This window comes from Candidatus Synechococcus calcipolaris G9 (assembly GCF_029582805.1).
GTDB classification, from domain to species: Bacteria; Cyanobacteriota; Cyanobacteriia; order Thermosynechococcales; family Thermosynechococcaceae; genus Synechococcus_F; species Synechococcus_F calcipolaris.
In genome coordinates this window covers 868069-881437 of record NZ_JAKKUT010000002.1, presented here as the reverse complement: position 1 = coordinate 881437, position 13369 = coordinate 868069, and the positions used below count along the sequence as shown (strand labels likewise).

Below are 13369 nucleotides of genomic sequence, written 5' to 3'. Positions count from 1 at the left end.
AACTATCGGTCACGGGATGGGGATGATTGAAGGGAATGGATCAATGACGTACAAAGAACTGGGACTAGACAGAAAAAGAGCTTACACAGAAATAGTAAAAAAATGGTAAAAACCTTTTCTAGGATAAAGCTAAACCAATGACTTGGGTATGTTGGCCTCGGGCTTGGGTGACACCAATGGTACGCTGGGAGGCTTCGATCATGGGACGACGCAAACTCACCACAATGAATTGGGCCTGCTGGGCTTGTTTTTGAATCATTTTCGATAGACGCTCCACGTTGGCCCCATCTAAAAACATATCCACTTCATCAAAGGCATAGAAGGGGGAGGGGCGATAGCGTTGGAGGGCAAAAATAAAGCTAAGGGCGGTGAGGGATTTTTCTCCCCCAGACATCGACGCTAGGCGTTGGACGGGTTTGCCCTTGGGATGGGCGACAAGGTTGAGGCCACCGGCAAAGGGATCTTCGCTATTTTCCAGTTGCAGATAGCCATCTCCATCAGAGAGTTCGGCAAAAATTCCTTGAAAGTTTACATTAATGGCATCAAAGGACTCCCGAAAGGCTTGGTGGCGCAGGGTGGTGAAGTTTTCAATGCGCAATAAAATTTCGGTACGCTCGGAATCCAGAACATTAAGTTTAGTTTGCAGTTCGTCTAGGCGAGATTGGGTTTGGTCGTACTCCTCGATCGCCAACATATTCACCGGCTCCATGGCTCGCAATCGCTTTTCCAGGGATTCTAGGTTTTTTTCCAGTTCCTCTAAGGTGATGGCTTCCGGGATTGGGGTGGGTGGGGTGGGGGCTTCAGGGGGTATATCCTCTTCCAGGGCAGTGAGTTGGTTTTCTGCCTCCTGTTGGCGGGTCAGTAATTTTTCTAGGTGCCATTCTTTTTGCTGGAGGATGGCTTGGCTCTGGCGCAGTTCGTTATCCTGGCGATCGCGCTGGGTTTTGATGGCCCCCATGTGGTCTTCGAGGCGTTGGAGTTGCTCTTGAATGGCTTGGCATTGGCGGGCTTGTTCCTCCTGCTGGGTCTGAAGGGTTTGGCTCTGGGCTAAACATTGGCTGTGCTGGTGGTGCAGGGTTTGAATCTGGCCTTGGTGTTCTTGGATTCGTTGCTCTAGCCGGTTGGCTTGATAGGTTTGATCTTGAATCTGTTCCTGGAGCGATCGCCGCCGATTTTCCTGGACTTGGCAGGCCTGTTCCTGGGCTTGAATCTGGGCTTGCAGGGTTTGCCATTGGGTATGGCTGGGGGATGCCTCCAGTTCGGCAAGGGCAAGGCGAGCATCCCGCAATTGATTTTCCAGGATGGGTAACTCGTTCTCTAGGGTTTCTAGGCGATCGTGGGTGGTGGCCTGGTCTTGGGCCTGCTGTTCCTGCTGCTGCTGCTGTTGCTGATATTGATTGTCCAGCTGGTCTTTTTGGCGGCGAAGTTGCTCTAAATTCCGTTGGCTATCGCGGTGGTGTTGGCGGGCTTCATTCAGGCTTTGGCTGATGGTTTGTACATGGGTCTGTTTTGCAGCCAGATCCGGTTCCAACCGCCCTAATAGTCGTTCAATTTCTGCGAGGCGATCGCCCAGGTCTTGGGTCTCTTGGCAGGTTTGGGGTTGGCTGCCCCGACCAAAGTGGAACATAGTTTGTTGGCTGCGACTGCCGCCGGTCATCGCTCCACTGGTTTCCAGGAGTTCTCCCTCTAGGGTGACAATGCGATACTGCCCCAGATACCGCCGGGCTGCCCCTAGGTCTTCAAACACTAAGGTCTGGCCAAACACATAGGCAAAGACTCCCTGATAACGGGGATCATAGTCAATTAGATTCAGGGCGTAGTCCAGACAACCCAAAAAATTCACGGGGGACAGAGGCTTGGGTGGCTTCATTTTATTTAGGGGCAAAAAGGTAGCCCGACCACCCCGCTGTCGCTTCAAAATTTCAATGCCGGCCGCTGCTACACCGTCATCATCTACGACAATATTACCCAAACGTCCTCCAGCGGCAGTTTCCAGAGCCAATTGATGGTCTGGGGCGACCTGACCGAGTTGGGCAACGGTTCCGGCTACCCCAGGTAGATTCGCTGCCAAAATCAAACGGGTGGCGTGGGTGCCCTGGGTTTCCTGGACGGCCTGTTGACGGGCCTCTAGTTTGTCCAATTGCCGTTGTTTATCCCGTTGTTCCCGTTCTAGGCGGGTCTTGGTTTCCTGCTGAAGGGTCAGATCATGCTGGGCGATCGCCAATGCCTGAGCGGTGGCTTGCACCTGGGCTTCCTGGGTTTGTAATTCCTGGGTGAGGGTGGCCATCTCCTGATCCAGGTGGTGGCGTTGCTGTTCTAGGTCTTGGAGAGCTTGGCCGGTTTCCTGGGTACGGGTCTCCAACTGGTGAGATCGCTCCCATAGGCGAGATAATTCGCTGCGGCCCGGTTCTAGTTTTTTTAGGAGTTCCTCAATATTTTGGCGCAGGTGGGTGTGTTGCTCCATCCATTCCTGGGCAGCGGCCGTTAAATCCTGGGATTCCAGGCGAATCTGGTCTAGGGCTTGGCGGGCCTGGTGGCAGTCCCGATCCAGGGGCGTGAGTTCCGTTTCGCTACGCTGGTGAATCTGGTGGCGAAGTTGCTCTAATTGCTGTTGCTCTTGGTGCCGTTGGGTTTCCTGAGCTTGAATCTGTGACTCTACACGGGTTTGTTGCTCCTGGAGTTCCCGTTGTTGCCGCTCTAATTGCCGTCCCTCCGCCTGCTGCTGCGCCAGGTTTGACTGAAGTTTCAAGAACTCCTCTTCCCCTAGGGCTTTGACCTGGGCATTCAACCCCTCTAGGACTTGGCTGGCCTGGGCAATGGTTGTTTTCAGCAGGTCGATCTCGGTTTGGCAGGTTTGGCGATCGCCCTGGGTTTGGGCAATGGCTTTTTTAAGCTGGTCAATTTTTGCTTTTTGGGCATTCCATCGCAAGACCCCGGCCCATTGCTCCTTAGATTCTAATTCTTGGCGCACCGAGCGATATTTTTCTGCCTGCACCCGATCCCGTTGGAGGCGATCGCGCTGTTGGATCAGTTCATTCTCAACAATCCGAAACCGCTCCTCCCGCTCTTTTACCGTATCCAGTTTGTCCCGGGCCTGGTCAATTTTGCGATCGAAGTCAGCAACCCCCGCCAATTCATCAATAATTTCCCGTCGCTGCCGCGCATTCATAGAAATAATACCGGTGACATCCCCCTGAAGCACCACGTTGTAACCCTGGGGATAAATACGTAACTGTTGGAGTTGGCCATGAAGCTCATTCAGCGTGCAGGGCTGATCATTTAAGTAATAGGTGGATGTATAGGTTCCCTGCTTTGTCACCCGTAGTTTCCGTGTCACCTGCCATTCCCCTGGGGCGGGGTGGGTTTCATCGGCGGTTTCTGAACCCGTCTTAGCTCCATTCCTAGGGGCCTGATTTTCCCCGGATACGACTTCGGCCCCCTCCCCTTCTAGGGCAAACGTCACCTTAACCTTGGTTTCAATGACCTGATGCCCCCGCCGCGACTGGCTGTGATTCACCAGATCCGGTAATCGCTCCGCCCGCATTCCCTTGGAGCCAGCTAACCCTAGGGCAAAAAGGAGTGCATCTAAAAGATTGGATTTACCCGATCCATTGGGCCCGGAAACCACGGTGAATCCTGGCAGTAACGGAATTTGGGTCGTACCACCAAAGGACTTAAAATTTGTGAGTTCAAGCTGTTTGACGTACACCGTTACTCTGAGATCGCCGTGATCCTTGGGCCAAAGAAAGATGCCCGAATTATAGTCGGTTGGGGGCAGAAATGCCCAGATTTTCCCAGCAGATCAACTAAATAAACGAATCAATTTCTAAGTTCTGATCAAAATTTTCAAATTCAATTCCAGTAGTAAATTGCTCAATCGCACTCATGACATTCAAGATATCCTGTAAATAATCCTAAATCTGCTGCCGAGCTACGGATAAATAACCTTTATGGAGTCACTTTAGACAATCGGTTACCTGTTGGGAGACGGCGCAACCTGTAAAAAAGCAACTTGGGCTTATGTGAATTTTTATTACAATCTGTTTCTCGTTAAAAGTTGGGTATTGTCTACAATAAAGGTATTTATAGAACGTTAACTTTAAGGTGAAAGATGTCCATAGTAACTCTTAGTAATGAGCAGGTTGTTGAACTGGTCAAACAGTTGCCAGTTGAGCAACAGGTGGAAGTATTCAGGCTCTTACTCCTCCAGCAATGGGGGATGTGGGAATCATTATCACGTTATGGGTCAAACAAAGCCAGACTAGTAGCCCAGGAGCGAGGCTATGACTGGGATATAATGACGGAGCAAGAACGGGAAGACTTTGTTAATAATGTAGTGCATGAGGACTAATGGGGTATGTTGCGGTCTTTGACACCAATATTTTTCTCTCCGCTCTACTTTCTACAAATGGTCATCCATTTCGGTGTCTAGCTTTGGCAAAGATTGGACAGGTTGAGTCTATTACCTGTCAGGAAATTTTAGACGAGCTTGCCGAGAAGTTGCTCATGAAGTTCAAATTTTCTGAAGATATGACACAATCAGCAGTAAAGGAAGTACGTGATTTCTCTCGATTAGTTAAGATTTCTGGAACGCTTAAGGTAGTTCCAGACGATCCAGATGATGACATGATTGTAGAGTGTGCAGTCGTTGGTAATGCAACTCACATCGTTACGGGAGACAAGCATCTTTTGGCATTGACAAACTATCAAGATATTGTAATTCTGAAAGCGGCAGAGTTTGTTGCGTTGTTGGTATCCTAGCTAAGGTTGCAAACACGGTAGGAGGAGTTGGTTTTTGTCTTCGTCGTTAGTAATGGACAGGGACTTCTCAATCGTTGAAATTTTACCTATTTCATAGTCCCAGTAAACAAATATCACAGCCCCATGGAGGTCTTTAACTCTTTCAGGGCAGCCTCTAATTCCCAGTTACGAAATTGAGCTTCAATGGGATCCGTGCGATCGCTCTTAGGAGGAGTGTAGCTGGCTTTGGGCGGTGGTGTCCCTTGGGGTTGGGGAATGCGCGTTTCTAGTTCTTTGCGACGATCGCGAATTTTAGCTAGAAGCAAACGAGTGGGTTCAACCTGGGCTTGGGCTTGGGTGCGCTGGCCCCAGAGGTCTTGGCCCCGTTGGCGGAGTTCCTCTTCCTTTTCCCGGGCAAGTTTAGCAAGGTCGGCGCGGCCGGCAGCTTCCGCTTTCTTAACCCGATCGTGCCAGCGGCGAATATCCTCAACTAGGCCAAGAATATCCTTCTCACAGGTTTGACATTTCTGTTCTAGGGTTTGTAATAAATGAAGGGTATGGCGTTCCTGCTCCTGTATATCCAGCAGAATCAAATTTAATTCAAGGCCAGGATTCGCCCGAATAAAATCATCTAGGCGTTGCTCAAGAAAGGCCGCCAAGTCATCAAGAAAAGTCATTAGGCTACATTTAGAACGATGGGAAGATGGGGAAAACTGGCTAAAACGAGTGAATGATTACCCATTTTAGAACTTTTGGCCCACCCCAATAGATCGGACTTCCCCACCCCGTTGTAACACAGCCCGTTGGTCACTAACTTGCACCAGTTTCCAACCCCCATCTAGGGTTTGTCCAACGGAAACCCGCTCTGTAGAGCCATTCATCTCAATCATGGCCACCGATCGCTGGTCTAATTCCAGAACCCCGACGAGGGTACGGGTGGGTGGGGGGGGAGCCGGAGCTACGGCGGCTTGGGGAGAGGTCATTGCCGAGGAGGTGCCATTCCCTGGGTTAGGCAAAGTTGGAATAGATACCTGCTCCGGTGGCTGGGGTTGATAGACGGGCACATAAACCCGCTCGACACCATTCGTAGTGCCATTGGGATTTCCAGCCCCTGGCACCGTAATCGTTGGCGTGCCGGTTGCTCCCGGTTCTTGGGCCAGGGCCACCGATTGTCGTGACAGTTGGGTAAGGGCTTCCTCCATATAGCGGGCAAACTCAACATCCTGGGGATTGACATCCACACCATCCATGGGGGGGAGAACGGCCGTGACCGGCGATCGCTGGAGACTGGCAATCCAAAGACCCGCACTCACAATGAATGAGGCAATGCCCACACCCATTAGCAGGCGATCGCGGCCGCTGAAGGTTTCTGCTGAATGAATGAAGGGCTTAAGGGGACGTTCTTTAGAGGGTAAGGCTTTAGGAGATAAGGTCTGGGGACTTGGGGCCTCCCCTGGCACGTAGGGAACCAAAAGAGCGGTATCCTGCTCTCGCGGATCAAGGGCTTGAACGTCTAAGGTTCTTGGCTTATTGAAGGGGTTGTCTAACCAATCCGACTCCGCTAGGGATTCCTCAGGGTCGTACTCCGCCGAATCAAGATCAGTAAACAGGTCATCAATGACCCGGTTAGCCCAAACATCATGGAGGCAAGCCTCAACCCGATAGGCGGATTCGTGACCCGTTTTTGGTGACTCACTGTTCACTGTCATTGTTACCCCTAAATCGTCCTTACTTGTAGCAGTGCCAGTTGATTCCAAGGGGAAACTACGATCCGGGGTACAATTCTATGCAAAAGACAAAGGGGGGAAGGGGCAAAGATATACTAGGAGTGATGAACTTGGGCGACTCCATGCAACTGTATTTTGACTACAGTGCCACAACCCCCTGCCGCAGTGAGGCGATCGCCGCCATGGAAGAGGTTCTGCACAACCATTGGGGGAATCCATCCAGTCTGCACGAATGGGGTCAGCGATCGGCCACTGCCCTAGAGCAGGCACGAATGCAAGTGGCTAGTCTGCTCCATGGTTCAGGGGAATCCATTGTCTTTACCTCTGGCGGCACGGAGGCCAATAATTTGGCCCTGTGGGGAGTCGCCCAGCAGTATGCCCAGCCTCAACACATGATTACCTCCCAGGTGGAGCATTCGGCCATTAGCAAGCCCATGGCCGCCCTAGAACGCCAGGGATGGCAGATCACCCGTTTAGCCGTGGATCGCTGGGGACAGGTGAATCCCGTCGATTTGGAGGGGGCCCTGCAAGCAAATACGGTCTTAATCTCTATTATTTATGGACAAAGTGAAGTAGGAACCCTCCAGGCGATCGCCGAGTTGGGGGCCATTGCCCGGCAACGGGGTATCCTCTTCCATACCGATGGGGTTCAGGTGGCGGGCCGCATTCCCATTGATGTGCAAACCCTCCCCGTTGATTTATTATCCCTCTCTAGCCATAAACTCTATGGCCCCCAGGGGGCAGGTGCCCTTTATATTCGCCCAGGGGTTGACCTCGCCGCCATGAATCGGGGTGGGGGCCAGGAAATGGGTCTGCGGTCGGGAACCCAGGCCCTACCCGCCATCGTTGGCTTTGGTGTGGCGGCGGAATTGGCCAGTAACGAAGTGAACGCCGCCGGATTGCAATTACAGCGACTGCGCGATCGCCTGTACCATCAACTTAATGCCTTACCCGGACTCCATCTGACCGGCCATCCCTGGAAACGCTTACCCCATCACCTCAGTTTTACCGTGACCTTGGCCGATGGTACGCCCCTCAGTGGTAAATCCGTCGTGCGCCAACTCAACTTAGCTGGCATTGGCATTAGTTCAGGTTCTGCCTGCCAGAGTGGCCAATCCATTCCCAGTCCGGTGTTAATGGCCATGGGTTACGACGAGGCCATGGCAAAATCAAGTATTCGTCTCACCTTGGGGCGGGATACCAGCGAAGCAGATATTGATTGGCTGGCCCTGGTACTGAAGCAACAATTGGAGTGGGCCGAACCCTCGGCGATCGCTCCCCCCACCGCCCCTCTCTTTGCCTAAAATCCTGCCTAAAACCCTAGAGAGCTAAGGATTCCACTGGCTCAATACTACTGGGCAACTCCAGGCAATACCCAGCTCCATACACGGTTTTAATATAGCGGGGACTGCGGGGATCCGGCTCCAGCTTAGTACGCAGATGGCGGACATGAACCCGGATCGTTTCAATATCATCATCGGGATCGTACCCCCACACCTCCTTCAGGATTTCGCTGGGGGCAACGGTCTGGCCATGGCGTTGGAGTAAACAGTGAAGTAATTCAAACTCTAGGCGGGTTAACTTGATCACCTTATTGAGCCAGAATACTTCAAATCGTTCGGGAATGAGGGTGAGGGGGCCATAGCTCAAAATTTCCTTATGCCCCGCTGTTTGGGGAATTCGCTCCGTTCGCCGCAGAAGGGCCCGCACCCGCGCTAACATTTCTTCTAATTCAAAGGGCTTGGTTAGATAATCATCGGCCCCGGCATTAAAGCCATCCACCTTATTTTGGGTTTGGCTGAGGGCCGTCAGCATCAAAATGGGAATATTGGCGGTGCGATCATCCCGGCGTAGTCGCTGGCAGACCGTAAATCCATCCACCTGGGGCAACATTAAATCCAACAAAATTAGATCCGGAGACAGTTGAACAGCTAGGGCCTGCCCCTTCATGCCATCCAAGGCCTGACTCACATCGTATCCAGCCATCTCTAGGTTGATCGACAGTACATCGGCGATCGCTGCATCGTCATCAATAATTAGAATTCGTGGCTTCATGCAACGGGACTCGATCTCCTTTCTGCAACGTTTTGTTTCACGTCTCTGTAAGAATTATAGACATTGATTTCAAAATATAAAACTTCAAGCCGCTTTTAGAAATGGCACATCTAGAAAGGGTACATCCTGGGTGAAACCTCCGAATCTACCAACGTCAGGAAAAATTATCAGATTGCAAGATAATATAATTATGGCTTCTTAGGATGAACCGAATCTATGGCAAACGCTGAACACCTAGAAATTTTGCAGCAGGGAACCAATGAGTGGAACCAGTGGCGAGAGAATTATCCCAAGATTCGCCCAGATTTGGGGGGAGCCAACCTCAGTGGTATGACCCTAGAACTCATTAATTTCAATGATGTCAACCTAGAGGGGGCCAACTTGGCCGGGTCTGATATGCGACGGGCCACGCTCCGGGAAGCCTATTTGACCAACACCAATTTCTATATGTGTGATTTGATTGAGGCGAATCTGGAGGGGGCCTGCTTGCAGCGTGCGACCCTAGCGGGGGCAGATCTCTATAAATCAAACCTCGCTATGGCCGATCTCCGCAATGCCAATTTGGTGGGGGCACTCCTGCGGCGGGTTAATCTTTTGGAGGCCACCCTAGAAGGGGCTAACCTGACCCGCGCCAACCTGTTACAGGCCAATCTCCTCCAGGCTAATTGTAAGGGAGCCATTCTCCAAGGGGCGATTCTGGAGGGAGCCAGCCTGATTAATACGGATTTTACGGATGCCATTTTAGTGGAGGCAAACCTGATGAAGGCCAATGCCTGTCGCACCTGCTTTTTAGGAGCCAATCTCTATAAGGCGGAAATGCGGGGGATTAATTTACGCAATGCCACCATGCCTGACGGCAGCCAATCTGACGAGTAATCTACCCATCTCATTGGTTCACGGGTATATCCTTAATCAGGAAAAGCGGCACGCCATAATTTTGGATAGGGAAAACCCTGACGCTTAAAGGCCTGCTTGGCGCGGCAAATCAAATCCGTTTGATATACAAATTCATCCCGAGCATCCATGGGATAGGAGCGCAGCTTAAACTGGGTTCCCCAGGGGTGTTCTTTCATTACCACCACAATGGGTAACTTAAGCTGGGTATATTTGCTACTGTAGGCGGCTTGGTAGAGAATTTGGACAACTTTGTCCCCATCTACATGGTGATCAAAATAAAAATCCGTGGCAACTTGGGCCTCTAATTGACCACTATTGGCATTGGAGATAGCATTTGTCCAGGTTTTGTTATGGGGGATTGTCACCGTATTATCGTCCGGGGTTTGTAGCCGAATTCCCCGTAAGCCATAGCCGACGACTTCGCCATAATGATCATCAATTTGAATGCGATCGCCCACTTGGTAGGGGGTTTCAAACAGAGCCACAATACCGGCAATAATAGAGCTAATGTAGTCCTTAAAGGCAAAACCCAGGGCAACGGCCATCGTGCCAGTGAGTGCCAACAGATTTGTTTCCGATAAATTGAGAAATAAGTTGAGTAAATAGGAAATCGTGACGATTAAAATCAGCCCCTTCCAAAAGGGTAGGGATTGCTTAATTAAGAGTCGAAATCGTCGGGGTACTCGTTCTGATAGCCAATTGGTGACGGCTTGGATCATCGACATACAAGCGTAGGCAATAATAATAATGACTATCGCCCGCACCACCTTTTGCAAGGTTAATTCAGTTAATAGTTGAGGTAGTTCTTCCGACGGTTCAATGTCGGCTAAGAACACGTTGGCCAAGAATACCGGCAGATAAAGAACTTGATGTGTGACAAATGATCCTATAGATTCAAACATTTCCCGATCAACCTAAGTGACGGCCATTTAGTTCTTACTAACAAAGAAGTTATTATTGGCTAATTCACTTTTGATTTTGCCATAATAGGCGGGCTGTACGGACAATACCCCCTGGCCCTGATCTAAGACACCGGCCCGCAGAAGGGATTGCACCTGTGCTCGGATTTTACTTTCCGGTTCTCCTAGACTCAGGGCCAGGTGAGAGCGGGTAATGTGGCCATGGATGAGAACGGAGTTAAGCAGGTAGCGATCGCCGCCAGTTAGGGTCGGCAGGCTAGGGGGGGCAGGAAACGCTTCGTGGATGGTAAAGGGTTGCTCCGTTGACTCCTGCGCAGACAACTCAAGTTTGGGGACGGTTCCCCCAGGGATCGCATCATTTTTTATGCGTAAACTTTTTAACCACAGGCTGGTGGCCATACTGCTAATGCCTAGGGATTGATGGGCGAGGACATTCCAGTAGGTTTGGTGGCGTTCTTCGTCCGTGAGGGACTGTTGATGGTGGCGGGTAGAGTTCTGTAATATGAAATGCTGGCGATCGCCAAAATCAATGGTGGGAGCGACAACGGTCTTCATCACCGGGTCTAACCAGGCCTGCAGCATCTCCCCCCCTAAGGGGGGTACATACAGTCCATCATTGAAGTAAGCCCTCACCTGACACACAAAATCAAGATAATCCCAGGCCCAATGATTACAGCCAATTAACCAAAAACAGTTGGGATTATGGATGACCCTATCCCGTAGGAATTCAATACTTTCCCAACCGCCAATGCAACGGAGAAAACACTGTTCTAAACAGGGTATGACGATTAGGGTTGTGCGCTCCTCCAGACTACCCAAATCCAGGGAATCATCCATAGGGAGATCCTCGGACACATTAATTTGGGGATAGGGTTGTAGGGCCTGGCGAATTTGGGAAGTAACGATCCAGGGTATCTGGGGACGACTTCGGCAGGACAGGGGCGTAATGATCTCTAAAGGGGGCCGATCGACCCAAGTTTGTAAACCATCCCTAATAATTTTGGCAATGGATTCCACCGGACTCCCCAAAATGACCAAGCTATTGGGGGCATCCAAGTCCGTTTGCCAAGGACTAAGGGCGTTAGAGAGGGACTCATGAATAAAAGCTTGATAGGCTTGGGGACTGGGGAGGGACTGGATATGCTGGGAAACTTGAATTTCTAAGGAATTGGGCAGGGGCATCAAATCATCGGTCGATTCTGTGACTGCCTTTGCCTGAGTAAACCAGGATTGCATTTGTCCCCAGAACGTAGCTATCAGTGAGGCAATCATGGGGATACACTCATTTACAATTCCATTTGACACTCATAAACTCACCCCCGCGGATCTCTTTCATTTATCTTGTATTTGTACCTTCATGTCAACTAAAAGTCTTCGTCCCATTTGAGGCGACAGGCCACGGAGCCTGGGGCGAAGTTGCCTACCTATTAGGTGAAGCTTGGTGGGGAAAGGGATTGGCCTTTGAGGCGATGTCTTGGTGGCACGATTACCTCGCTACGGTTACACCCAGAACAGAGTGGTGGGCCACGGTTCATCCTATGAATCAGAGGAGCATTCGCCTCTTAAAACGTCTTGGCTACAGGGAAGTGGCCCCAAACCAGTGCCCAAAACTGTATTCCTATGATTTGGGAGATTGCTGCTTTGTCAAATCTTTACCCTCATTTTAAGATGAACAACTGGCAAGAACATCTTCTGCAAGAGCGGTTAATTGCCGTTCTGCGGGTTGGGGAACCGGAATTGGCGATCGCCCTGGGAGAGGTCTTAATTCAAGCGGGGATTCGCCTTCTGGAAGTTACCTGGAATATGCCAGAGCCAGCCTTGCTTGTTCGCCACTTTCGGAAACGATTTCCCCAGGCTTGGATTGGGGCAGGTACGATCCTCAATGAAACCATGGCGGCCGAGGCGATCGCCGCCGAGGCTCAATTTATCTTCACTCCCCACACGGATCCGTCTTTAATTCGCTATGTCAAAACCGCTGCCGTACCCATTATTCCAGGGGCCTTGACTCCCACGGAAATATTAAAAGCCTGGCAAGGGGGGGCAACCTGCGTCAAGGTGTTTCCGATTGGGGTGATGGGCGGAGCGAGGTATCTGCGGGATTTACAGGGGCCCTTCGCGGGCATTCCCCTCATTCCTACAGGGGGTGTCACCCTCGAAAATGCACCGGAACTGATTCAGGCGGGGGCGATCGCCCTGGGGGTGGGTAGTGATCTTATGGCTCCTGAGTGGGTGGCGACTCAGAATTGGCTGGCAATTCAGGCGCGGGTGAAGCGATTCCGTCAAGTGTTGGGTCTAGATCATCTAGAGCATCCAGATCGTCCGCTGGGTGATTAAGGCGGGCATTGTGGCATCGCTGTCGTCGCCAACGCTTACCTAGGGTCAAACCAATGGTCTGATGAAAATCATCCTGGACTTTGGCCGTGAGACGATAGGAGACCTGTTTCACAATTTCCGCCAAAATGCGATCGCCGGTGCGTTGAATCAGTCCATGGGGTAGGCGATAAATAAAGCGGGGAAAATAGACCTTCACGGATAAATCTAGCTGCCAATCCACAATGGTGTACTGACTCACCCCCAGATCAATTAAATCCTGATCCTGTTCTGGCTGGGCGATCGCTGGCTTTAGGGCTTTTTCTGCCTGAAAATCCACCTCATAGTTCAAAAAGGGTTGATCCGGCACCGGGATGGTCTGAATCCGATACACTCCCTCGTCTTCCGGGAGTAAATTTAGGCCAATCTTCGGTTCGACTTCATAGCCAAAGGAACCGTAGCGGCCAATGGTCAAAATATAACCATTCTCGCCAATGGGTTCGGCTGCCATGGGATGGGCGCAGCGATAAAACCACTGACGATGGTCATTCAAATAGGCTTCGTACTGGCTGACGGGGGCATAGAGTTCCATCCAACCATGGAAACGGGCATGAAAATCAAAGGGCGGGTGGTGATGACTGGGAACAGGCACATCAGTCCCATTATTCTCATTTTCATCCTCAAGGGGCTGCTCTGGATATTCAACGGACATAAGAAACC

Annotated in this window: 12 protein-coding genes and 1 pseudogene; 6 read left to right on the top strand and 7 right to left on the bottom strand. The window is 51.0% G+C overall.

What is annotated here, in order from left to right; translation table 11 throughout:
- Positions 1-118: 118 nt before the first annotated feature.
- Positions 119-3709, bottom strand: a complete 3591-nt coding sequence (gene smc / locus L3556_RS07015) for a chromosome segregation protein SMC (RefSeq protein ID WP_277866588.1) — start codon at positions 3707-3709, stop codon at positions 119-121.
- Between the two features lie 402 nt (positions 3710-4111).
- On the opposite strand from smc, the gene L3556_RS07010 reads away from it, so the two are divergent.
- Positions 4112-4351: a hypothetical protein gene (locus tag L3556_RS07010; protein ID WP_277866587.1), complete on the top strand. Its 240-nt coding sequence runs from the start codon at positions 4112-4114 to the stop codon at positions 4349-4351.
- Positions 4351-4761 (top strand): putative toxin-antitoxin system toxin component, PIN family, encoded by a 411-nt coding sequence (locus L3556_RS07005; protein ID WP_277866586.1) that lies wholly within the window; start codon positions 4351-4353, stop codon positions 4759-4761. Before L3556_RS07010 ends, L3556_RS07005 begins: the two co-directional genes overlap by 1 nt.
- Positions 4762-4874: 113 nt before the next feature.
- On the opposite strand, the gene L3556_RS07000 is transcribed toward L3556_RS07005, so the two are convergent.
- On the bottom strand, positions 4875-5417 hold the full coding sequence (locus L3556_RS07000) for a TIGR04376 family protein (protein WP_277866585.1): 543 nt from the start codon (positions 5415-5417) through the stop codon (positions 4875-4877).
- 66 nt (positions 5418-5483) lie between these two features.
- Complete coding sequence (locus L3556_RS06995; protein ID WP_277866584.1) at positions 5484-6449, bottom strand: hypothetical protein; 966 nt, start codon at positions 6447-6449, stop codon at positions 5484-5486.
- A gap of 77 nt (positions 6450-6526) precedes the next feature.
- On the opposite strand from L3556_RS06995, the gene L3556_RS06990 reads away from it, so the two are divergent.
- Positions 6527-7771, top strand: a complete 1245-nt coding sequence (locus tag L3556_RS06990; protein WP_479682438.1) for a cysteine desulfurase family protein — start codon at positions 6527-6529, stop codon at positions 7769-7771.
- Positions 7772-7787: 16 nt separating this feature from the next.
- Here the strand turns inward: L3556_RS06990 and L3556_RS06985 are convergent, their stop codons facing one another.
- On the bottom strand, positions 7788-8522 hold the full coding sequence (locus L3556_RS06985; RefSeq protein ID WP_277866583.1) for a response regulator transcription factor: 735 nt from the start codon (positions 8520-8522) through the stop codon (positions 7788-7790).
- 216 nt (positions 8523-8738) lie between these two features.
- On the opposite strand from L3556_RS06985, the gene L3556_RS06980 reads away from it, so the two are divergent.
- Complete coding sequence (locus tag L3556_RS06980; RefSeq protein WP_277866582.1) at positions 8739-9398, top strand: pentapeptide repeat-containing protein; 660 nt, start codon at positions 8739-8741, stop codon at positions 9396-9398.
- 32 nt (positions 9399-9430) lie between these two features.
- On the opposite strand, the gene L3556_RS06975 is transcribed toward L3556_RS06980, so the two are convergent.
- Both L3556_RS06975 and L3556_RS06970 read right to left on the bottom strand, forming a co-directional pair.
- The gene (locus tag L3556_RS06975; protein WP_277866581.1) at positions 9431-10264 is read right to left on the bottom strand and encodes a mechanosensitive ion channel family protein; all 834 of its coding nucleotides are present in this window, start codon (positions 10262-10264) and stop codon (positions 9431-9433) included.
- Between the two features lie 84 nt (positions 10265-10348).
- Positions 10349-11575, bottom strand: coding sequence for an AsnC family protein (locus L3556_RS06970; RefSeq protein ID WP_277866580.1), 1227 nt, complete (start codon positions 11573-11575; stop codon positions 10349-10351).
- Positions 11576-11598: 23 nt separating this feature from the next.
- On the opposite strand from L3556_RS06970, the gene L3556_RS16300 reads away from it, so the two are divergent.
- Together L3556_RS16300 and L3556_RS06965 are read left to right on the top strand one after the other, a co-directional pair.
- Complete coding sequence (locus tag L3556_RS16300) at positions 11599-12006, top strand: GNAT family N-acetyltransferase (RefSeq protein ID WP_422110753.1); 408 nt, start codon at positions 11599-11601, stop codon at positions 12004-12006.
- Positions 11960-12568 (top strand): annotated as a pseudogene (locus tag L3556_RS06965) (bifunctional 4-hydroxy-2-oxoglutarate aldolase/2-dehydro-3-deoxy-phosphogluconate aldolase); the annotation flags it as partial. The gene L3556_RS16300 and the pseudogene L3556_RS06965, both read left to right, overlap by 47 nt.
- On the opposite strand, the gene L3556_RS06960 reads toward L3556_RS06965, so the two are convergent.
- The gene (locus L3556_RS06960; RefSeq protein ID WP_277866579.1) at positions 12552-13361 is read right to left on the bottom strand and encodes a DUF1997 domain-containing protein; all 810 of its coding nucleotides are present in this window, start codon (positions 13359-13361) and stop codon (positions 12552-12554) included. The pseudogene L3556_RS06965 and the gene L3556_RS06960 sit on opposite strands and share 17 nt — an antisense overlap.
- Positions 13362-13369: the final 8 nt, after the last annotated feature.

Excerpts from the sequence above, each read along its gene's own strand:
- L3556_RS07010 (WP_277866587.1), top strand. The coding sequence starts at position 4,112 with ATGTCCATAGTAACTCTTAGTAATGAGCAGGTTGTTGAACTGGTCAAA.
- L3556_RS07005 (WP_277866586.1), top strand. The coding sequence starts at position 4,351 with ATGGGGTATGTTGCGGTCTTTGACACCAATATTTTTCTCTCCGCTCTA.
- L3556_RS07000 (WP_277866585.1), bottom strand. The coding sequence starts at position 5,417 with ATGACTTTTCTTGATGACTTGGCGGCCTTTCTTGAGCAACGCCTAGAT.
- L3556_RS06995 (WP_277866584.1), bottom strand. The coding sequence starts at position 6,449 with ATGACAGTGAACAGTGAGTCACCAAAAACGGGTCACGAATCCGCCTAT.
- L3556_RS06990 (WP_479682438.1), top strand. The coding sequence starts at position 6,527 with ATGCAAAAGACAAAGGGGGGAAGGGGCAAAGATATACTAGGAGTGATG.
- L3556_RS06985 (WP_277866583.1), bottom strand. The coding sequence starts at position 8,522 with ATGAAGCCACGAATTCTAATTATTGATGACGATGCAGCGATCGCCGAT.
- L3556_RS06980 (WP_277866582.1), top strand. The coding sequence starts at position 8,739 with ATGGCAAACGCTGAACACCTAGAAATTTTGCAGCAGGGAACCAATGAG.
- L3556_RS06970 (WP_277866580.1), bottom strand. The coding sequence starts at position 11,575 with ATGCAATCCTGGTTTACTCAGGCAAAGGCAGTCACAGAATCGACCGAT.
- L3556_RS06960 (WP_277866579.1), bottom strand. The coding sequence starts at position 13,361 with ATGTCCGTTGAATATCCAGAGCAGCCCCTTGAGGATGAAAATGAGAAT.